Source organism: Candidatus Methylacidiphilales bacterium (genome assembly GCA_030054035.1).
Lineage (GTDB): Bacteria > Pseudomonadota > Gammaproteobacteria > JASGCS01 > JASGCS01 > JASGCS01.
In genome coordinates this window covers 21,989-43,588 of the sequence record JASGCS010000009.1, presented here as the reverse complement: position 1 = coordinate 43,588, position 21,600 = coordinate 21,989, and the positions used below count along the sequence as shown (strand labels likewise).

General features: G+C 33.6%; 18 protein-coding genes. 2 read left to right on the top strand and 16 right to left on the bottom strand.

The annotated features are described in order from the left end of the window. Window positions 1–757: 757 nt before the first annotated feature. The 6 genes from QM538_06440 to QM538_06415 all read right to left on the bottom strand — a co-directional run bounded on the left by QM538_06440 (window position 758) and on the right by QM538_06415 (window position 8,794). On the bottom strand, window positions 758–3,808 hold the full coding sequence (locus QM538_06440) for a type I restriction endonuclease subunit R (GenBank protein MDI9348126.1): 3,051 nt from the start codon (window positions 3,806–3,808) through the stop codon (window positions 758–760). Window positions 3,809–3,811: 3 nt separating this feature from the next. Beyond that, window positions 3,812–5,074 (bottom strand): restriction endonuclease subunit S, encoded by a 1,263-nt coding sequence (locus tag QM538_06435; GenBank protein ID MDI9348125.1) that lies wholly within the window; start codon window positions 5,072–5,074, stop codon window positions 3,812–3,814. Window positions 5,075–5,083: 9 nt separating this feature from the next. Further along, on the bottom strand, window positions 5,084–6,670 hold the full coding sequence (locus tag QM538_06430; protein MDI9348124.1) for a type I restriction-modification system subunit M: 1,587 nt from the start codon (window positions 6,668–6,670) through the stop codon (window positions 5,084–5,086). A 181-nt stretch (window positions 6,671–6,851) separates the two neighbouring features. Continuing rightward, window positions 6,852–7,328, bottom strand: a complete 477-nt coding sequence (locus QM538_06425) for a hypothetical protein (GenBank protein MDI9348123.1) — start codon at window positions 7,326–7,328, stop codon at window positions 6,852–6,854. A gap of 19 nt (window positions 7,329–7,347) precedes the next feature. Then, window positions 7,348–8,085, bottom strand: a complete 738-nt coding sequence (locus tag QM538_06420; protein MDI9348122.1) for a hypothetical protein — start codon at window positions 8,083–8,085, stop codon at window positions 7,348–7,350. Between the two features lie 157 nt (window positions 8,086–8,242). Next, the gene (locus QM538_06415; protein ID MDI9348121.1) at window positions 8,243–8,794 is read right to left on the bottom strand and encodes a YdeI/OmpD-associated family protein; all 552 of its coding nucleotides are present in this window, start codon (window positions 8,792–8,794) and stop codon (window positions 8,243–8,245) included. Between the two features lie 135 nt (window positions 8,795–8,929). On the opposite strand from QM538_06415, the gene QM538_06410 reads away from it, so the two are divergent. After that, window positions 8,930–9,136, top strand: coding sequence for a hypothetical protein (locus tag QM538_06410; GenBank protein ID MDI9348120.1), 207 nt, complete (start codon window positions 8,930–8,932; stop codon window positions 9,134–9,136). Window positions 9,137–9,671: 535 nt separating this feature from the next. On the opposite strand, the gene QM538_06405 is transcribed toward QM538_06410, so the two are convergent. The 3 genes from QM538_06405 to QM538_06395 all read right to left on the bottom strand — a co-directional run bounded on the left by QM538_06405 (window position 9,672) and on the right by QM538_06395 (window position 12,438). Continuing rightward, window positions 9,672–9,821, bottom strand: coding sequence for a hypothetical protein (locus QM538_06405; GenBank protein MDI9348119.1), 150 nt, complete (start codon window positions 9,819–9,821; stop codon window positions 9,672–9,674). A gap of 95 nt (window positions 9,822–9,916) precedes the next feature. Next, window positions 9,917–11,719, bottom strand: a complete 1,803-nt coding sequence (locus QM538_06400) for a WG repeat-containing protein (GenBank protein MDI9348118.1) — start codon at window positions 11,717–11,719, stop codon at window positions 9,917–9,919. A gap of 167 nt (window positions 11,720–11,886) precedes the next feature. Further along, the gene (locus tag QM538_06395) at window positions 11,887–12,438 is read right to left on the bottom strand and encodes a YdeI/OmpD-associated family protein (protein MDI9348117.1); all 552 of its coding nucleotides are present in this window, start codon (window positions 12,436–12,438) and stop codon (window positions 11,887–11,889) included. Window positions 12,439–12,638: 200 nt separating this feature from the next. Between QM538_06395 and QM538_06390 the strand changes: the two genes are divergently transcribed. Continuing rightward, window positions 12,639–12,785, top strand: coding sequence for a DUF262 domain-containing protein (locus QM538_06390; protein MDI9348116.1), 147 nt, complete (start codon window positions 12,639–12,641; stop codon window positions 12,783–12,785). Window position 12,786: 1 nt separating this feature from the next. Here QM538_06390 and QM538_06385 read toward each other — a convergent pair whose 3' ends face one another. From QM538_06385 to QM538_06355, 7 genes are all read right to left on the bottom strand, one after another. Continuing rightward, complete coding sequence (locus tag QM538_06385; GenBank protein MDI9348115.1) at window positions 12,787–14,280, bottom strand: hypothetical protein; 1,494 nt, start codon at window positions 14,278–14,280, stop codon at window positions 12,787–12,789. A gap of 30 nt (window positions 14,281–14,310) precedes the next feature. Further along, entirely contained in the window at window positions 14,311–15,888 is a 1,578-nt protein-coding gene (locus QM538_06380; protein MDI9348114.1) for a hypothetical protein, read from the bottom strand. 33 nt (window positions 15,889–15,921) lie between these two features. Continuing rightward, entirely contained in the window at window positions 15,922–17,481 is a 1,560-nt protein-coding gene (locus tag QM538_06375; GenBank protein MDI9348113.1) for a hypothetical protein, read from the bottom strand. A gap of 250 nt (window positions 17,482–17,731) precedes the next feature. Further along, window positions 17,732–18,910 carry a hypothetical protein gene (locus QM538_06370; protein ID MDI9348112.1) on the bottom strand — a complete coding sequence of 393 codons (1,179 nt, stop codon included), beginning with the start codon at window positions 18,908–18,910 and terminating at the stop codon, window positions 17,732–17,734. Window positions 18,911–18,928: 18 nt separating this feature from the next. Continuing rightward, complete coding sequence (locus QM538_06365; protein ID MDI9348111.1) at window positions 18,929–19,156, bottom strand: hypothetical protein; 228 nt, start codon at window positions 19,154–19,156, stop codon at window positions 18,929–18,931. Between the two features lie 101 nt (window positions 19,157–19,257). Beyond that, window positions 19,258–20,208, bottom strand: a complete 951-nt coding sequence (locus QM538_06360; protein MDI9348110.1) for an FAD-dependent oxidoreductase — start codon at window positions 20,206–20,208, stop codon at window positions 19,258–19,260. Window positions 20,209–20,220: 12 nt separating this feature from the next. Beyond that, window positions 20,221–21,600: a mannose-1-phosphate guanylyltransferase/mannose-6-phosphate isomerase gene (locus tag QM538_06355; protein MDI9348109.1), complete on the bottom strand. Its 1,380-nt coding sequence runs from the start codon at window positions 21,598–21,600 to the stop codon at window positions 20,221–20,223.

Genomic DNA, 21,600 nt, shown 5'->3' with positions numbered 1-21,600 from the left:
AAGCCGTTTCCCAACAATAGGTGTTTATTTCCCTTAACCCCTGCAAGGTATTCGTTCAACTCTTTCTTATTTAAATAATTTTTATTCATATGATTACATTCTAAATGATAATTCTGATATTTCTACAAACTATTACCCAATAGTAATTTACTTTATTCAATGTCAAGTCGCATGAATGAATGCAAAGGTAATTTGGGTATCTTAGACAATGCGTTAAGTGATAAATATGCTAACGAAAAACTATAGCCATAGGTGTATCAAAGTGAGTGTATCGGATGACAAAATGCAACCCCAAGTAAATCGCTTGACAATGGGCTTAAATTTACTTTTATAGCAATGCGCTTATATCATGAAGAACTTAGCTAGCGATTGTGACCTTACCACCTTAAACCGCACAAAATCGTAGGTGCACTGGCCCCCTTTTCTTGGAGTGTTTTCTCTTAAGCTAGTTTGCATATTGTAATTCATTTTGTTTTGTTTTTACTCTGTTTTCATATTCAATTGGTGTACGGTAACCCAATGCTAGATGAAGCCATGTGGCATTGTATTGTTTCACAATATTAAATATCCCTGCTTGTGCTTCTGCCCAAGTATCATATTGGTTGCGATATACTTCTTCTTGTTTTAAGGTTCTAAAGAATTATTGCATTATCATTGCAGTTACCTTTTGTAGTTATACTTGCCATACACTGATAGTGCTAAGCACTCTGATGTTTGCATCAGCACAGTAGGTTAGACCTCTGACTCAATGGCGCTACTATACACCAAAAAATCTATCAAAGAATGCTTGTAATTTCTTTAGAATGCTTTCCTTTTTTATTAATGCTTGGTTATCATCGGCAAATAAATCAATCGCTGGTAACATTTTATCCATCACTGTTCCTGAGCCATTGATACGCCCATCTATAAAAGCATTTTGAATAAACTTATAAGTTTCCTCTTTGTTTAAATTTTCTTTTTTAATAAGTTCATCTAATTCAGAAAACTTTTTTTCCTCTATATAACTTGACCAGTCTTTATCTACATCACTTTCTTTGTGTAGGGTGTCTATAAATTGGATAATCAAATCCTTTTTGTTTCGTAACTCTACACTTGCATCAATCGCTTTGCCTATAACTCCTAATATTTCTTTATTGATCATATGGTCCTTGTAATACTTCTCAATCAATGCCAAGATATAATCAATAGTGATATCCACTTGTTTAAGCAATTCCATCTCAAAAACAATGTCATCATTTATATTTTCCTTTTCACCATTTTCTGATCTTCTGAATAGAGTATATAAATCAATATACATACTATGATAGTCCTGTATGTCTCGTTTAGTAAGTATCCGCTGACCTTCTTCGCTGAACTCATCAAAAGCGTCTAATATATTACTCAACTTCAAAATACTCCCATACAATTTTATAAACTCCTTTTGCTTCTCTTCGCTCTCAATGCGAGTGCCAATTGGAAAGTTTTGAACAAGTTCGTTTATCAAATCTATATATCCTTTTACTTTTTCCCCTTTACTGTCTGTATATCCATCATAATATTCACGGTAGGTTTTAAGTAGCACGACTCCTCTGGATTCCTTATTACCAAATAATGCAATAGATTCATTAGTAGCCTCTTCCAAAGGTCTAAAACATACAATATTTCCAAAGGTTTTAATGCTATTTAATATTCTGTTTGTTCGTGAATACGCTTGCAACAGCCCATGTAATCGTAGATTTTTATCAGCCCACAAGGTGTTTAAAGTGGTAGCATCAAAACCAGTTAAAAACATATTGACAACTATTAATAAATCTACCTCTCTTGCCTTTACTCTCTTTGATACATCTTTATAATAATTCTGAAACTTTTCTGGGGTAGTATCAAAGTTGTCTTTAAACATTGTATTGTAATCTTTAATTGCATTATCCAAAAAATCTCTATCACTCTTTTCTAAATTTTCGGTGCTTTCAGAGTTTTCATCTATAGTACCCTCCACTTCATCATTCACTCCAAAACTATAAATGATGGCGATTTTTAATCTACTATCACTGCCCACTTCTTTCATTTGTTTTTGAAACTCTGAATAGTATGCTTTTGCAGCTTCAATAGACGATACTGCAAAAATAGAATTAAAGCCATTCAATCGCCTAGCATCTATTCTATAGTTGTCATTCCGTTTCGTTTTTTGATCAAAATGCTCTCGTATGTATTTCACAACATTACTAATTCGCTCAGGTGCTTGAAATGCCCTCTCTCTGTCTATATCAAGCACATGTTTATCTTCTATATTTTCTTTTTCGCGAATAGTAGAAACATAATCCACCCTAAACGGCAAAACATTTCTATCATTAATAGCATCTACAATGGTATAAGTATGTAATCTATCCCCAAACGCTTGCTCGGTAGTTTTGAAATTAACACGACCATTAGTTGAAGCATTCACTGCAAATATTGGCGTGCCAGTAAATCCAAAAATAAAATAATTTTTAAATGCTTTTGTGATAGCCATGTGCATTTCGCCAAATTGTGAGCGATGGCACTCATCAAAAATAATAACAATTTTACTGCTATATATTCCATGAGTTTTGTTGGTTTGTATAAATCTGGAAAGTTTTTGAATGGTAGTGATAATTATTTTCGCGTCTGAATTTTCTAACTGTCTTTGTAGTTTTTGAGTACTGGTATTACTATTGGCTGCTCCTGGTTCATATTTCTCATACTCTCTCATCGTCTGATAATCTAAATCCTTTCTATCCACCACAAAAAGCACCTTATCAATAGCTTTCAACTTACTGATAAGCTGTGAAGTCTTAAAACTGGTAAGTGTTTTACCTGATCCTGTAGTATGCCAAATATATCCACCACCCTCAACGCTACCATATTTTTTATAGTTACTAGCAATAAGAATTTTATTGATAATCTTCTCAGTTGCAACAATCTGATAGGGACGCATAACCATCAAAATCTGATCAGCGGTAAATACACAATATTTAGTAAGAATATTTAATATAGTGTGCTTTGCAAAAAAAGTCTTAGTAAAATCAATTAAATCTGTAATTGGTTTATTGGTACTATCTGCCCACCAACTCGTAAATTCAAAACTATGGCTATTTTGTTTTCCAGTTTTTTTTTCTCTACCTTGCTCTTTTATATGCCCTGCCCTTGTGGTATTGCTATAATATTTAGTATGTGTGCCGTTTGATATCACAAACAACTGCACATACTCAAACAAGCCTGATGCCGAACAGAAGCTTTCCCGAGCGTATCTATTAATCTGATTAAACGCTTCTTGTATTGCCACCCCTCTTTTTTTAAGTTCAATTTGAACTAACGGCAAGCCATTTACCAAAATAGTAACATCGTACCTATTTTTTCTCTGTCCATCTTCTGCCTCATACTGATTGATAACCTGCAATATATTATCGTGAATATTTTCTTTGCGAACAAGACTAATATTAATTACTTCACCATTATTTCTTTTAAATGATTTTATACAATCTTCTTGTATTGTTCTTGTTTTTTCTTTACTACCTTGATTCGCATTAGCTATTTCACTACTAAAGAAACGCTCCCATTCACTATCAGTAAACTCAATAGTATTTAACTTTTCTAATTGTATCCGTAGATTATCAATCAACATCACTTCATTTGATACGCTCAAATACTCATAGCCTTGCTTCTGTAACTGCACTATCAATTCCCTCTCTAACATCAACTCATTCTGATAACCTGTTTCCCTTACTCCTGAACTATCAGATATATATTCAGCGACTACCGTACTTTCAGTATTTTGAGCAATAATATTTAGACGAGGATTGTAATTTTCCACAGATTACTTTACTAATTCACCAAACGTTAATAACTCATTTCTATAATATTCATATTGTTGCCTGCGAGCCTTTAGCTCACCAGGAAGACCAATAGATATATCATTTACCAATGCATCAAATTTATCAAGTATAGCCACAATTCTATTCTGCTCAGCAAGAGGTGGGATGGGGATTTTGAAAGATTTAATTAAACTATTTGATATCGCTGGATAACTTGCACCCTCTTGATTATTTTCAACAAAGTTATAAAAACTTTTTGTAGTTAAAATATAATAAATGAATTTGGGGTTTACAATATATTTATTTGCTCTTAAAACAATAAAACCAGAACTACATATTTGATTATTAAATTCATTTGATATTATTGTATATCGTTTTAATGTAGGTCTTGTTGTTCCAAATATAATATCATCTTTTAAAACAATTTGTTGTGCCCTACTTGGAGCATTTAATTTATTAATGTTATGAGTTACTTCAATTTTATTATTTTCTCTATTTACGGAGGTTAAGTCAATATATTTATAATTTTCATCTGAAACTTTTTTCCATTTAATATTTTCAGTTTTTAATAATACTTCACCCAACTCTTTATATTCCACCTCATCACCAAAAGTTAATAATTCATTTCTATAATATTCATATTGCTTCTTTCTGGATTCTAATTCGGATTCTAATTCGGATTCTAATTCGGATTCTAATTCGGTAAAACTATCTAATATTCTTACAATTTCTTTTTGAATTGGTAGAGGTGGGATGGGGATTTTGATTTTAGAAAATATTTTTTTTGAAACATTAAATCTTGTAACACCATTTGCTGTTTTATTTATTTGTTGTCTTAATTCATTGCTTCTAAAAAGATATTTTGAGAAATCTGGAATAATTGTAATATTTTCATTGAATCTGAAACCAAAACTAAAACTATTTAAATATATATTTTCATTTATCTTAGTTGTTAACACTGACGACATAGCACATTCATATGGTGTTTCTGAAGAACCTGTAAATAATACATCTCCATATTTAATTTTATTTTGATTTTCATTAACATTAATTTTAACAAATGATGAAACTTCTGTATTTATTGAAATATTTGAAAATATATTCATATAAGTAATATATTTTGCATTACCATTACTAAAATCATTCTTACTTTTACCAGTGAGCCCACCATAAAATACACCTAACTCCCCCAACTCTTTAAACTCCACACCTTTAGGGCATAGTTGAGAAATAAGTTTGTGGATTGTAGAGGTTGTGGTTGGCATATTTTATTTTTATAATTCTTTGACTATTTTTTCAATCGCTGTTCTTAATTCATTTTGTCTTTTAACGATTCTTTCAATATCTTTATTTAATACTTCTATATCTACTACTTCTCTCGTATCTTTTTGGATTACATAGCTAGAAACAGAAAGATTAAAATCATTCTTTGCTATTTCTTTGTTATCTACTATTTTTGCGAAGTACTCTATATTTTTTCTTTTTTTAATGGTCTCTAGGATTTTATTTTTATTTTCATCTGATAATTTATTTTTATTGCCACTTCTAATAAACTCGGTTGAGGCATCAATAAATAATATTTTGTTATCTGTTTTATTTTTCTTCAATACTAAAATACAAGTGGCGATAGTTGTGCCATAAAATAAGTCAGGAGGGAGTTGAAATATAGTATCTATATAATTATTATCAACTAAATATTTTCTAATCTTTTGCTCTGCGCCACCACGATATAGAACTCCAGGGAACTCAACAATAGCAGCTGTTCCGCTTGGTGAAAGCCAATGAAGCATGTGCATAGTAAAAGCAAGGTCTGCCTTACTTTTAGGGGCAAGCACTCCTGCAGGAGAATACCTCGGATCGTTTATAAGCAGTGGATTAGAATCACCTTCCCAATTTATTGAATATGGTGGATTGGAAACAATGGCATCAAAGGGTTCATCATCCCAATGTTTTGGGTCAATAAGCGTATTGCCGTGAGCGATATTAAATTTATTAAAATTAATATCATGCAGAAACATATTGATACGACACAGGTTATAGATAGTTAGGCTGGTTTCTTGGCCATAAAATCCATTTCGAACATTATCTTTTCCGAGAACTTTGGCGAACTTTAAAAGCAATGAGCCTGAACCACAAGCGGGGTCATAGACTTTATTTACTTCCTTTTTTCCTATGGTAGCAATCTCTGCAAGAAGCTCGCTCACTTCTTGGGGGGTAAAAAATTCACCGCCTGATTTACCTGCACTGGAGGCATACATGGTCATTAGATATTCATACGCATCACCAAAAGCATCAATGGTATTATCATTAAAGTCACCTAATTTTAATTCTCCAATAGCGTTTAATAATTTTAAAAGCAAGACATTTCTTTTTTCAACGGTGTTGCCCAATTTATTTGAATTAACATCAATATCATCAAACAATCCTTTCATGTCATCTTCACTTTCAAAACTTTTTGCAGAGTTTTCTATATTTTTAAATATCCTATGAAGAGTAGTGTTTAAGTTACTGTCATCGCTTGCGCTTGCTTTTATATTTGCAAACAATTCACTTGGTAAAATAAAAAAACCTTTTGATTGTAAGATAGCTTTTCTCCCTTTAGTTGCCTGTTCATCGGATACTGAAGCATAATTAAAATTGGCTTGTTCTTTTAATTTTCTTTGTTGATTGTTTATATAACTGGTGATATTTTCTGAAATAAATCTATAAAACAAAAAGCCTAGCACATATTGTTTAAAATCCCAGCCATCTATACTCCCGCGAAGGTCGTTTGCGATCTGCCAGATAGTGCGATGCAATTCTGCCTTTTCATTGGCACTGGTGTTTTCATTTATAATCTTTTCTTTAGATTTCTCTTTCATACACCTAGTATACCGTAGCTTACTAATCTTAACAACTTTAGAAGTGATTTTTTATCTCACTTATCATTTATGTATTACCATTAAAAATATAGAAGAGAATTAGCCTGATTAGCGTTTGGTGATAACTATTTTATTGTTTGATTTGCAAATAGTCTCACGCAATATCAGTGGTATTCATGACCTAGAATAAGACTCCGTAAGTATTACCATATTCAATACTTAAATCAATTATCTTTATCTTATTATTATTATTAGAAATTAAATTAAAATCACTAATATTATTTGTGATAATATTAGCTTCTAGTACCACAGCCTGAGCATAAATCATACGATCAACACTAAATTGTCTTGCTTTTTGATCTTTCCCTTTCGTTTTATCTACATTCTGAATCTGATCATTAACAAATTCTGACTGGATATTTCCAAATTGTTGTGCGTGTGCAATGGTAAATGTAGATATTTTGCATTTATTTATTTTTAAGTCTTGATAACTTCCCTTTACCAAATACTCGGCAATAACAATTGTAGATAAATAAATTGTAAAATTATTCGTTAGATAATATTCCCAATACCCTTTAGCGTTTTCGTGATATTTACTAGTACTATCGTTTAAATATATTAAAAAATTAGTGTCTAAAAGTATGTTTTTACTTTCCATGGATTCCAATATTTAATAATTAACCAGATCTGAGTTTTTTTACCCATTCCACCGCATCAGGCACATCAGCCCAATGTGGTGTTGATTTTTTAACTGACTCTATAAACTCTTGTTCATCGTATTTTGGATCGTATTCTATAATTTCAAATAGCGTTGCGTCTTTTATCTCATCTGTTAAAGATAATTTGCAATGCACCCCTAAGCCAATTGTGGTTTTGTATAGATGTTTGCTAATTCCGTCAATCTCTTCTTTCTTTGCATTTACTTCCACATTACCGTAGGTATCGGTTTTAATATTAATTTTATGCTTCTCCAGACCACCTAATATATTTATTTCTCCATATAGATACAAATCAGCATCAACCCATTCTTTATCTTCAAGAATATAATTAGTGTCTTGGCTAATTATCAGCGGTTTGTCGGATTGCAATGATGTGCTGATTTCATACCTTAATAGCTTATCTTTCGCTTTTTTTTGCAATTTTAAGATTGAATCATAGGAATTATTTACAGAATTACATGATAGGATTTTGGCAATAGTTAAATCAGTCTTTTCAATAGCTGATTTATCCTGTACATGAAACTGATGACAAGCAGATCCTTTTTTTGGAATATAAGAGATGCGCAGTTTACTATTATTAAACAACTTAGTTGCAACATCTAGTATCTCTTTAAGATCCGTAATATCTGTGGTTTCAGGTGTAATCTCAGCCCCATTTTCTTTGCCAATTACTTTAATCTCTAAGTAATATTTCATAATAATATTTTACATGACATAGTTCAGCAATTTAGATTGACACTTTAAGCATACCCTATCGTCAGAGACCTTACCCCCTAAAACTGTATCAAATCATAGATGAGGTATATAACAAGGTCTGTACTAATTCCTGCAAACAGTGTTCATTTCAGGCGATCTATGGATTTTTTTGTAAATAGCTGCAGGTTAATTGTATTCTATTAATTCTCGTAGTTGCTAACCGAGCAGATTTAATACTCACTAGGTATTGTTTACGAAGTGATGGGCTTAACTGATTAAACTGGGATACAAGTTTCGCTTTCTCTAAAGCGCTCTGTAAGTCAGATGGTACGACTCCCTCTTCTATCTCATCAAGAAAAATCCAACTACCGTTCTTTTTAGCAGTTGCAACTGCTGCTAAACCTGCGGGAAATATAAGTCCTTGTTTTTGTAATATTTTTATTTTATTCTTATTGATTTTTGACCAGATACTTTTTTCTTTGCGTTTACTAAAGCATTGGATATAGCTTTCACTATCATAGGTTTTCTTTACGCTATCAATCCAGCCAAAGCAAAGCGCTTCATCAACTGCTTCGCTCCAGCTAAGAGAAGGTTTATTTATTGATTTTTTATAATAGCGCAACCAAATTGATTGTGTCCGAATATGATTCCGCACCAACCAATCACGCCAGTGCTTTTTACTTCTCGCATAATAGATTTCTAAATTCATATTAGTTCCTAGGACTAAATACTTTCCACATTATCCTTCGCTTATGATTCCAGTATATTATATTCTTTCATACCTATCATATTTTTTAGCGTTTGCATATTACTAGATAAGTCTGATAATATTGGCAGCGCTTAAATGTTTAGAGACATTGGAAGTCAGCGATCAAGAAAAATCAAGTGTTGCCTAACTTACCCTACAGAAATAGATTTTAAACTATACAGTAATGGGGTTGCTCCTGTATTATTTATGGAAATAGTTACAGCATTTAATCCGACTGAAAGAAAGTCCTGTGTGTCAAGTGAGGTATTGTCAACAATACTTCTTAGTGGTATTACTAATTGAGAAGGTCCAATCGAGTTAATCGTAAATATTTTTTCAACTGTGTCTATTGTTACAATTAAATTAATATTAAGAGATGCTACTTGACTTTGATCTGTTAATTGTACTAGATGAAATTAGGAATTGATCTGTCGGGTTTTGAGGTGCAAGGGTAAATTCATCAGTAAAAAAGTTTACCACTGTAGATCCAACATCAAGTGGAGCTAGCGAATAGTGGCACAGATTAATACTTGGTGAATTGTAAGTCATTGCACTTGCTGTATCATCACTATCTAAAGATAAAATCAATTTACCATTCTGCATTGCATGAGAAGCAGTATATCGTTTGGTTTGATAAGTTACTGTTATAATTTCATAGGAATTGCCCCAAACAGACCCCCAGATTGTCCCGCACTAAAACTATTAACTGAAGACTGAGAAGAGCCACTGGTAGTCTCTGTAGATGAAGAATTGCCAGTACTAGCGGAATTTGATGCCACTGTCTGAACGGCGGTATTTAGAGTTTTTGGATACACATTGAGCGTGGTGATTGTTGGAATTATACCACCGGCGATATTTGGTATGCGTTTACATTTTTATAAACTTCAATCTCAACAAATTCGGTACCCAAAGTCTCAGAATTATAACGAATTAAAGGGTACTGATAACTTATAGTATAAAAATCATTTGCGGTATGTTTTGTGCCCATAAGTTTTGATATTACACCATGGCTACTAAAGTCCAAAAAAACTGGGCTTTTATTTTACGGCAATTGTTGACTTTTTCATCAATGATAGTTACTAACTAGCTATTACATTTTTTAAAATAAATAGGAATTAATTCTGAATTATGTATCTGCGATGATCTTGGTATTGAGAAATTACTATTGTTGAACAATAATTTTCCTTCTGAATTATAAAGAGCCCAATCACCCCTTGCGTGATATTCACAATCAGATATCTCAAAATATGAACAATAAATTAAACCTGAAAATAAATTGCATTCAGGATCATCATAAGAAACCCGGTTACTCTTAATAAAATGATTTAAAGGGGATATGACATTGACATTAGTATAGCTAGCATTATTACGCTTAAGTATTAATTCCCCATCTGAATTAATAGCAAAATCATAAGCATTAAAATTAAGCGGTGAAATTAATTTACCCTCAGCATTTACATAACCCCATTTATTATTTAGTTTAACAATAGCTAATCCGTTACTATTAAAATTGCTTACCAAATCATATTGAGGTGATACAACTTCCACTCCTTTGGAATTAATTAATCCCCATTTCTTGTTTTTACTTGCTGCCAGATACCCTTCTTTCATAGAATATATATCGTCATATTTTGGAGGTATGATTTCCTCTCCTTTGGAATTAATTAATCCCCATTTCTTGTTTTTATTTACTGCTAGATACCCTTCTTTTATATTATTTATATCGTCATATTTTGGAGGTATGATTTCCTCTCCTTTGGAATTAATTAACCCCCATTTCTCAAATAGTTTTACATAAAACAACTCGCCATAGAATGGATTAACAACATCATATTTTGGAGGTATGATTTCCTCTCCTTTCCAATTAATAATTCCCTTTTTATAATCATTATCAAAACTTACCTGAATATGCTCCTTACTAAAAAACAACATGCTCGTGTATTTAATAGGTAATACTTTTTCTCCTTTTACATTAATTAATCCATATTTATTCGTTCCATCTTTCTCACTTTGACCTACTACAATATAACTTCCATCAGTATAGAGTTCGCGTATAGTTTCATAAATCGCTGGCACGATAATTTCTCCATTAACATTAACGAGCCCAGATTTAATTTCAACAAGCTCTCTATTTTCTGTAAATAAGCCTCCCAAGGAATAATGTAATAAACGAGCATATTCAGAATCAAAATGATTATAATATACTCCAAATCCAAATCGATTAAATCGAAAAACAAATAAATATTTTGGGGGAAATGTTATCTCACCTTTTGAGTTCACATACCCCATGTAGGTACAGTCGCCCCAGTCGTCGCCCCCCAGACAAAACCCTTCGCCTACTATTTTTCCTTCATTGAAAATTCTTTCTTCATTGATAATTCTTCCTTCATTGAAAGTTCTTCCTTCATTGAAGGAGGGGTCCTTGATCAATTCAAATCTCGGCGAAATTATGAACTCACCTTTAGTATTGATCACCCCCCATTTATCCTTATGCTTAACGAATGCTGTTCCATCTTTTGAAAATGAACGTGCATTCTCGTAATTAAATGGGAGAATAATGACACCCTCTTTGTTAATGTAACCCATCCCAGATGCTCCACAAGGTATAGATTTCAGTGCGCTTGCATCAATGTTGTAAATATTAATGCCCTTGTGTAACACTTCTGCAACACTTTTTTTAGGCACATACCCCCCTCTATTATTTATTTTTGCATTAAATGAATCAGTACAATTTGGAAATATTTCAGGTTCTCTATTTAACTCTAAAAGTATTTTTGTTCCTACGGCACAAATAATAATATATGAAATAAAAAAAACAACAAAATGAGATAATTTAATTTTAAATAATTTTCTAAGATCAGAAAAGAGCTGTGATTTTTTGAACATTGTTTAGGCCTACGATAAGTTTTAGATGGGATATAACAATTATAATACATTTTAAAATCACAATCACATAGATAATGACCTTACCCCCTAAAACTGTACCAAATCATAGATGAGGTATATAACAAGGACTGTACTAATTTCTGCAAACAATGTTCATTTCAGGTGATCTATGGATTTTTTTGCAAATAGTTGCAGGTTAATTGTATTCTATTAATTCTCGTATTTGCTAACCGAGCAGATTTAATACTCACTAGGTATTGTTTACGAAGTGATGGGCTTAACTGATTAAACTGGGATACAAGTTTCGCTTTCTCTAAAGCGCTCTGTAAGTCAGATGGTACGACTCCCTCTTCTATCTCATCAAGAAAAATCCAACTACCGTTCTTTTTAGCAGTTGCAACTGCTGCTAAACCTGCGGGAAATATAAGTCCTTGTTTTTGTAATATTTTTATTTTATTCTTATTGATTTTTGACCAGATACTTTTTTCTTTGCGTTTACTAAAGCATTGGATATAGCTTTCACTATCATAGGTTTTCTTTACGCTATCAATCCAGCCAAAGCAAAGCGCTTCATCAACTGCTTCGCTCCAGCTAAGAGAAGGTTTATTTATTGATTTTTTATAATAGCGCAACCAAATTGATTGTGTCCGAATATGATTCCGCACCAACCAATCACGCCAGTGCTTTTTACTTCTCGCATAATAGATTTCTAAATTCATATTAGTTCCTAGGACTAAATACTTTCCACATTATCCTTCGCTTATGATTCCAGTATATTATATTCTTTCATACCTATCATATTTTTCAGCGTTTGCATATTAATTGGTAAGCCTATTTTTTTATTGCAGAATAACTTGTAAAATGTAATTGAGATTGAAATACATGAAAGGCATTAACGACACTTCAATATTTAGGATACCTGGTGCTTCAAACCATTGAAAATAAAAAATATATTGTTATTGATGGTCAGCAGAGATTAACCACCTTAAGTCTGATAATATTGGTAGCACTTAAATGTTTAGAGACTTTAGAAGTCAATCAACAAGAAAAATCAAGTGTTGCCTAACTTACCCTACAAGAATAGATTTTAAACTATACGTTACTGGGGTTGTTCCTGTATTATTTATGGAAATAGTTACAGCATTTAATCCGACTGAAAGAAAGTCCTGTGCGTCAAGTGAGGTATTGTCAAAAATACTTCTTAGTGGTATTACTAATTGAGAAGGTCCGATAGAATTAATCGTAAATATTTTTTCAACTGTGCCTATTGTTACAATTAAACTAATATTAAGAGATGCTACTTGACTTTGATCTGCTAATTGTATTACATGATTTAAACCAATACTATAATCCTTATAGGAATCTGCTATCTTAAATTGGACTTGTATTGATGTAGTGTTGTCTGATAGACTTGATGACATATTAGCATCAAAACCTACCCCACTAATAACAATATCATTATCCCTTGATGAAATTAGGAATTGATCTGTTGGGTTTTGAGGTGCAAGGGTAAATTCATCAGTATAAAAGTTTACCACTGTAGATCCAACATCAAGTGGAGCTAGCGAATAGAGGCTCAGATTAATACTTGGCGAATTGTAAGTCATTGCGCTTGCAGAATCATCACTATCTAAAGATAAAATCAATGTACCACTCTGCATTGCATGAGATGCAGTATATCGTTTGGTTTGATGAGTTACTGTTATAATTTCATCTGTATTTACAGCGACATTATTTGGATACTCTATCAGCCAGGTTGCTCGCGAAGTAAAATCTAAACCAAACATAGCAAGTTCACTTGGCGGTAAGAGCAATGAGCCATCTACTAAGCGATTCACCACAAAACTAGGGCACGCTATTGTTACTCCATCTGGATTTAGTTGATTGTAAAGCAATGTGTTCCATGGGAAAGCTTGCCCCCATACCCATCGCATCATATTTTGTGAAGGATCAAAGGATCCGATAACATTCCAATCTTTAACGCTCATAGAAAAACCTGAAGATGAATTTCCTTGAAGCCGAGAACTTTTACCATTAGAATAATCTCTTAAATGTTCGCTATTCCAACCTTGCGAATAATTTAAGGAAACATTTCCAATTGGGATATCATTATAAAAACCCCCATCTAGAGCTACGACATAGTTATTGACATTACTGGTATTAGATCCAGTATTTATTTGGTTGTTTCTAGTCACGGTTGAGTTTTCTGTCGTCACAGTATCTGAATACACCCCAACATCCAAAGTTTTAGGAGAATAACTTAAAACCTTAGCCTGTGCATTTTTAGAAAGATTTAAAGTAATAGTATTTTGTAATATCGCAGGATAGTTGAGATAGGAAGTGGTCTTGCTCGCACCAGGTGTAAAAGAATTATTAGGCACTACAATCCTTTGTTTGACATTAACAATGTAACCATTAATCTTTTCTAGATTACTTACATTTGATTGTTTGTAAATTTCATAGACAGTATAAGATTTTCCGAACACTACACCTTTACTATCAGTTAAAATCTGATCATATTCAGAAGAATAAAAATCTCTAATTATGTTATTTTTTGCCATGTTTTCTCCATCCTTTAATTGTTTTTTATTTTATAAAACTGCCAATTCACTAATTGCTTCAATTTCACCTTCAAGCGCTTCAGCTTGAACACTGGCCTCACTTAAAGTACTTGTTTCGCTAGTTTGTAAAGCTATTGGATTTACAGTAGGTGATTCTGAGGAAATAGTTGAAGTTTCAGAACTCAACCCTCCAGTTGCAGTTCCTAAGTTTCCAGGATTTGTTGCAAGAAAAGAATCTGCTTGATTTTGTATTTGATCGGCGACTAATAGTTTTTCAAAATCTGAATTTTGATCAGTGCCAGAGGCAGAAGAATGCGCGTTCTCATCCTCCCCGAATTGCCTTACTATTTCTCTTATATCTGTTGGAGGTTTAATTCTATTTTCAAAAGCTTCTGCAATTTCCTTATCAGATAAACTATCACGAGTTCTTCTTTCTCTAAAATTTGAAATAGCGTCATCTATATCACCTGATTCAAAACGGCTACCATTAAATATATCATATACTGGAGCGTCGCGACTAATACTTTCATGAGCAAGAGTTGAAACTACAACGATTCTTCTTGTGCCCGGTTCGGGAATAGTCCTTGCTAATAATCTAAATCGACTATTTCGATTAAGTAAAAACTCTCCTGAACTTACAGGAAAATTTTCCTGATTAAATTTAAACCCTGAAATATCAATTCCAGCAGCGCTCCCATTATTTAAAATGACAAACAACACCTCTTCCTCATCCGTAGGAATAGAAGATCCTTGTGTTACACCTTCTCCTCCAAAACTCTTATCAGAATATCTTTTTAGAACAGAATCAGCTTCTGAAGAAGTAGATATAAATCCACGCTCATACAAAATACTTCCCAATGTAACACGAACTTTTGGATTTAACGCATTACCCGGACTACGAGTTTCCGAGTCGCTGGCAAAAACACCTCTTTTAGCTCTAGAAACTCTAAATAAAGTTTCTCCTGAATTAAAATATTCGGCATTTCTTTCAATTATCTGATCTAGTAACAATGATGTGGTATTTATTGCATAGTAATCATATTCTTGAAGCGCAACTCCGATTTCACCACTTCGTGCTAATGCTTTTTTATTTTCATCCCGTAATATTGCCTTTCTATCTGCTGACATTGTTCCAGTTTTAGGTATAAATTTTATTTGAACTAATCTATCAAAAGCGCTTAATAGATCTTCGCCTGGAAGCATTTCACCTTGAAGCTTATTTTCTAATGTGTAGTCAAGTAGAGCTTTTGCATGGCTTTCTGAATTGTTGCCTGTACCAGGTTTGACACGAAGTCCTCTGTTAAAATAAAGTCCAAATCTTCCATAAACTCCTAAAACTAATTTATCGTCATTGCTTAAATTGTTTTTTATTCTCGCTTTTGACTGAAAACTCCGAGAAATACTCTTTAAATAGTAACCTTGATGACTTAACCCAACACCTGACTGTTGTGCTAGTGCCTGTTTATTAAATGCAAAAACTTCATTGATAATAGCTACCTTTTCGCGCTCGGACAATGAAAGATCAAGATTAAGAAAGGGGCGATTACCTGGCGGTCCGGAAAGCTGTAGTGTTTCAGAATTATCCTTTCTTCTAGTACCAAGTGGCATATAAATTTAAGCTAGGAGCTGGTCTTGGTTTTCTCACTGTATTGAAACGCCCGTAAGACTATAACTAGTAGTGTTTGTAGATCGCGAAACAGAAACACTAATGGTATTAAACCCTACAAGGAGGTAATCTAGATAGCTAGTAGAAGCAAAATTTAATAAATTTCTTAAGGTAATAGCAGATCGTATGTTTTCTCCCATATGTAGATCGCTTGAAATTGTAAGAACACCACTATATACATTATTTACTGTCCAGTTTAGATTTATTGAATCGCTTCCATCAACTCTATGCAGCAAGAATAATTCATAGTTAGTATCTAAATCTGCTATTTTAAAATTTATTGTAATCGTAGGGGATGGTGATGAGAACTGTGCTGCTAGCTCTGCATTTATTAATGAAAAGGAATTAGTCTGCACAACTAAATCGTTAATAGGTGAAACCAGGCATTGTGCATTTCCTTGATTACTTCGTATATGAGATAACACTGAAGTGCTGACCGTAGCAGGTATTTCAGTCGTGGAAGTATCAATAGGCGTCAAAGAAGTCATCAGCAAACTAAAGTTGTCAGTGCCAAAGGCATTTAACTCTGTGAGATCAGAATAACTAATCCCCCAATTTTTTAATTCACTATATTCAACTCCATGCGTAACTAGGCATAGTTGGGTGCTATGAAGAAAACTTAGCAAACTTAAGGGGTCATTATTTAAAGCATCTGGCGGATAATCTAATTGCCAAGCAATTCTATGTACAAAATCCACACCTTTTAATGATAAGTCACTCGGAGGTAGTGGTAAGTATATAGTATCTGTAGTGTTCCCAAGTGGATTTGCTGTTGTAACTAATTTATCAGAAACATTAGGAGGGAGGTATAAAAAATCACCATCTGGTTGTCTCAAGCCGTAATATCGCATAATATCTACAGGATAAATCTGAGACCATTCCCAAATAATACTATTATTAATTGAATTTTTTCTAGCCACACAAGACCAATCTTTAACCGTCATAGAATCAGAACCTGAAGCACTAGTATCAGATGATTTACCTGTTCCAGTCGAATCCTGAGAAAAACTTGTTTTGCTCCAAGAACCAGAATATCCTAAATCCAAACTACCAGTAGGAATAAATCCAAATAGACCCCCAGAAATTCCTGCACTAAAACTATTAGTTGAAGAATCAGAAGAGCCAGTGGTAGACTCTGTAGATGAAGAACTACCAGAGCTGCTGGAATTTGTTGCCGATGTCTGAACAGCGGCATTTAGAGTTTTTGGATACACATTTAGCGTGGTGATTGTTGGCAATACACCGCCGACGACATTTGGTATGATGAGCATTGAGTTAGTAATACCGCCAATATAATTATAGGAGGCGCCAGTATTATCATTAAACACTTGGACTTGAGGGTTTAAGTTATTGATTACTACCCTGTGTTTCATATGAACTATGTACCCATTCACAGTTTTTAAGTTCTTTGCATTTATATTTTTATAAATCTCAATCTCAACAAATGCGGCACCCAGTGTCTCAGAATGAGAATGAATTAAAGGGTACTGATAACTTAAAGTATAAAAATCGTTTGCGGTATGTTTTGAGCCCATAATTTTGAATTTGGTTTTCTGGTTGGATTTGGTTTTCTGGTTGGATTTGATCTTTTGATTGAATTAGATCGTAAAAGACATCTTAACACAGTTACTTACGCTACATACTTCGTATCCGAACACAGCGCTCAAGATCATGGATAAATATTTTCTATTCAAGACCTATTGCTTCAGCTAAATCACATGCACTCGCTGGCGCACAAGCTACCCCATGCCCGCCATGCCCATAGTGCTATGGCGTTAGCTTATTTTAAGGATATTGATTAACAAACTTATGTTTGTCCTTAATTTGAAACTGGAATTTCTTTTTTACCCATGACAAACCTTCGTATTTTGTTATTAACACAACATCAATAGTATGGGGAAAGCAGTATTCATCAATAGTAGTAGAAAGATCAACTAATAATGATTCTGTATAAATTGCTAATTGCATTGGGGACATATTTTCAATATTCTTAATTCTTTCTTTTATCTCATCAATATAGGGATTCATAATTAATTTTAAATTTATATCAAAATATTGAAAAAAATTCTTTGCCAATTGTTCTGTCGAATAATCGTCAGGCGCATTACCACTTTCATAAACTCGATTTAATATTCCCTGTTTGATTTCATCTGGGTTATATACAGGTTCTTTTAAAGTGACAGAAGGACAGTCTTTTCCAAATACTTCTAAAGATTTTATATACTCAGAGTCAGTTCTTCTTGTTACAATCATATTAAATTCTTTTTTCTCCTCAATAGCTACTGAAACTTTTGTAGGAGATATTTCATTCTTTCCATATCCAATGAAATAAATTGTCACATTATCATTAGCGCGTCCTGCTCTCCTACAACGCTCTAAACTCACTTCTTCTATTTTTTTATATAAATCTTTAGTATCAATACCGACTAATCTTTTTTTTAGTTCCTCTTTTAGTTCCTCCTTAGATTTACTATAATTTAATTTTATAAATTCATAAGTGATATTACTTTCTTGATCTTTAGATTCGTAACAATCTGTAGAAGTGGTTTCAGATTTCTGATTTTCTATGTTTTCAATGTAATTAATTTCTTTTTTAAGATAATTAAGTACATTATCATTATCAATTATTTTATTTTCATCTCTAATTAACTCATTCAAATAGATAACAAATGATTTTGCGTATCCTTCTACATAATCTTCCAACGTTATGTCTGTAAGACTATCTGGATATTTGCTATTTCTATATCCCTTAATGATTTGTTCAATTGCAATACCGCATATAGCTGAGGACCCAGTATAGAAAATACCTATAGGAATGCTATTATGAATTTGAAATATTTTATTTGCACTATCTCTGATAATATGCACTGGCGTTTGCGTTTTGGAATTCCCTTTTGTAATGAACTGACATTCACTAGCTATGGCGATACCAAACTTATTAGAAGTGACTACTTCTATTGTCATTATCTACAGGAAAGTATCCTATTTTGCCGGAGGAAGATTCTTCAATAACTCGATAAAGCCCATGCCCTCAGGCATTGCGTCAAATAATTTTTTTGAGTCACTTTCAGTTGAATTTGATTTATTATTATTAGCACAACTTTCAGTAGTAGGATTGGCTGTATCTGAAAGCTTAGTATCACTGGAGCGATATATACTTTTAGCATAAAGTTCTAGCTTTTCTTTAGTAATTTTAACTTGATGTTCCATTTTTCCTCCTTTTTTTATTCTTACTAATAATTTACTTTAAAATAATATTTTTTTATTTTACAACACTTGAGTCAAATTTTTGAGTCAACTTTTGAGTTCATTTACTTTATTTTCTCAGCTAAATCACATGCACTCGCTGGCGCACAAGCTACCCCATGCCCACCATGCCCATAGTGTAAGTAGCAATTGACTAGGTCTTGATGCCTGCCACACTGAATCTGATCACAGGTAGGTCGAAAGCCTAGCAATATAGAATCTACGGTCAATTGTTGAATTGAGGGTAGATGTTTTTCTGCATTTTTTTTAAGTTGGGAAATGATGTTGTTGTCATACTGGGTTGAAAAATTGACTGCTTCACTCGTAGTGCCAATGATTACTTGATGGATAGCATGTTGGACAATGTATCCGTTGTCAAACACCAGAGGGGTTTCAACTAGCCAATGGTTTGATGAGCAGAGTAATAATATACCTCTGGTTGGCACAACTTTAGGGATGGCAGGTAGGTAGCTAGAGGTCCAAGCTCCCAGACAAAATATATATGCATCTGCACTTAGTACCGTGTGACCTATTGAAACTCCGTAGATACGATCATGATCAATTATGACATGATTAATCTCACCATTGATTGATTGGACATTATTGTCTAGCAATACTTCATCTAAAGTAGTTAGGAGCCCCCTAGGATCAATGGTTTTACCTTTAGAAAAATAAATACCATTCTCTTTTATGGTGTGCTGAAAAATCTTATGCGTAGTGTCAAATGGTTGAAGCAAGGCTCGCATGCCACTTTGCCGATACCGTAGTTGCGCTCTACTGCGTTGTGAAAGATTAGATGCAAAGGAATCATACCAAATATGGCTTTTCTCTAGATAGGTAATGATCTGCTGCGAAGCCAGTTGAGGTTGCAGTGGGAAGAGTATCCCAGCTGCATTGCTACTGGCAATATTTTTTTGGGAGTGGTTCGCTAGTATTTGTACTGAATGGTTTCGCTTGGTTAACTCTAGCGCTGACAATTTACCAACCAATCCAGAGCCGATGACTAAAATATTCATAAATACTATTAGCTACCGATTATAATTATCATCAAATCTTTTAATGTCATCTTCGCCAAGATAGCTGCCAGTTTGAATTTCAATAAGTATCAACGGTTGCGAAGTTTTATTTTCTAAACGGTGTTTGTTCCCTGCCGGGATAAAGGTAGATTGATTAACGCGCAAAACGAGAATTTCTTCTCCATTAGTAACCGTTGCCTCTCCAGTAATAACTACCCAGTGTTCACTTCTATGAACATGCGATTGAAGTGATAATGCTTGGTTGGGCAAAACCATGATCTTTTTTATTTTATATCCCTCTCCGACTTGAATAATGGTATAAGTACCCCATGGTCTATGCGTGGTATTTGCCTCCCTAGTGAGGTTAGGATATTTTTCCCTTACGGTTTCTACAATTGCCTTGAGTTGTTGTGATTTTTCTAAAGAAGCTACTAACAAAACATCGGGAGTATCAACGACTGCGATATGCTGCAATCCTACTGCTACGATAGGTTTGCTCGTAGCATATAAAAGACTTTGTTGACAATCTGTGCTTATTACTTCGCCAACGATAGCACAATTATCTTGGCTATGGGGTAATTGCGCAGTAAGCGCATCCCATGACCCTATATCGCTCCAAGCATTTTGAAGTGATACATACGCTAGGTTCTTCGTGCGTTCCATAATTGCGTAATCAACAGAAATCGTCTGCATAGTACTAGGGTACTTTTCTAAAATTGTTATGGCTTCTAACGTTACTGGTAGAGAGAGTTTTGAAATTTCATTGAGAAGATCTGGACAATGTTGTGTAGCTTCAGCGATTAAAGTTTTTGCACTAAAACAGAAGATCCCGGCATTCCAAAGATATGAGCCTTGCGCTAAAAAAGATTCCGCAGTTGCTTTATCTGGTTTCTCTCTGAATGAAATTACCGAATGCGCATCTACTTCCAAATAACCATACCCAGTATGGGCGTGGGTTGGAACTATTCCAAAGCATACTACTTTATTTTCTTTAGCTAATTCCCCTGCCTTAATCACAGCGCTATTAAATCTATCTGAGGTTTCAATACTATGGTCTGCGCTCAAGATTAGCATCGGGACTTCAGCGAAAGCACCACCCAGTAATATTTTTGCTAAGGTTACTATTGCCGGTGCGGTATTTTTTTTATTACTTTCTAAAAGTAATTTGCAGGTATCGCTTTGCTTGATTTGTTTTAACTGATCTAGAATGATAAACTTATGCTCTACTGCGCCAACTATAATAATGGTATCGCATATCGTTTTAGCTCGTAGCACGGCATCTTGAAAGAGTGAATAATTGCCCACTAAGGTTAAAAATTGTTTAGGAAACTCATCTCGTGAGAGTGGCCACAACCGAGTTCCTGAACCTCCTGCTAAAATCACCCCTAACAT

Excerpts from the sequence above, each read along its gene's own strand:
- QM538_06355 (MDI9348109.1), bottom strand. The coding sequence starts at position 21,600 with ATGTTAGGGGTGATTTTAGCAGGAGGTTCAGGAACTCGGTTGTGGCCA.
- QM538_06360 (MDI9348110.1), bottom strand. The coding sequence starts at position 20,208 with ATGAATATTTTAGTCATCGGCTCTGGATTGGTTGGTAAATTGTCAGCG.
- QM538_06375 (MDI9348113.1), bottom strand. The coding sequence starts at position 17,481 with ATGGGCTCAAAACATACCGCAAACGATTTTTATACTTTAAGTTATCAG.
- QM538_06415 (MDI9348121.1), bottom strand. The coding sequence starts at position 8,794 with ATGAATTTAGAAATCTATTATGCGAGAAGTAAAAAGCACTGGCGTGAT.
- QM538_06380 (MDI9348114.1), bottom strand. The coding sequence starts at position 15,888 with ATGCCACTTGGTACTAGAAGAAAGGATAATTCTGAAACACTACAGCTT.
- QM538_06395 (MDI9348117.1), bottom strand. The coding sequence starts at position 12,438 with ATGAATTTAGAAATCTATTATGCGAGAAGTAAAAAGCACTGGCGTGAT.
- QM538_06425 (MDI9348123.1), bottom strand. The coding sequence starts at position 7,328 with ATGGAAAGTAAAAACATACTTTTAGACACTAATTTTTTAATATATTTA.
- QM538_06430 (MDI9348124.1), bottom strand. The coding sequence starts at position 6,670 with ATGAAAGAGAAATCTAAAGAAAAGATTATAAATGAAAACACCAGTGCC.
- QM538_06405 (MDI9348119.1), bottom strand. The coding sequence starts at position 9,821 with ATGGGCACAAAACATACCGCAAATGATTTTTATACTATAAGTTATCAG.
- QM538_06385 (MDI9348115.1), bottom strand. The coding sequence starts at position 14,280 with ATGGCAAAAAATAACATAATTAGAGATTTTTATTCTTCTGAATATGAT.
- QM538_06420 (MDI9348122.1), bottom strand. The coding sequence starts at position 8,085 with ATGAAATATTACTTAGAGATTAAAGTAATTGGCAAAGAAAATGGGGCT.
- QM538_06435 (MDI9348125.1), bottom strand. The coding sequence starts at position 5,074 with ATGCCAACCACAACCTCTACAATCCACAAACTTATTTCTCAACTATGC.
- QM538_06365 (MDI9348111.1), bottom strand. The coding sequence starts at position 19,156 with ATGGAACATCAAGTTAAAATTACTAAAGAAAAGCTAGAACTTTATGCT.
- QM538_06370 (MDI9348112.1), bottom strand. The coding sequence starts at position 18,910 with ATGACAATAGAAGTAGTCACTTCTAATAAGTTTGGTATCGCCATAGCT.
- QM538_06410 (MDI9348120.1), top strand. The coding sequence starts at position 8,930 with ATGTTTAGAGACATTGGAAGTCAGCGATCAAGAAAAATCAAGTGTTGC.
- QM538_06400 (MDI9348118.1), bottom strand. The coding sequence starts at position 11,719 with ATGTTCAAAAAATCACAGCTCTTTTCTGATCTTAGAAAATTATTTAAA.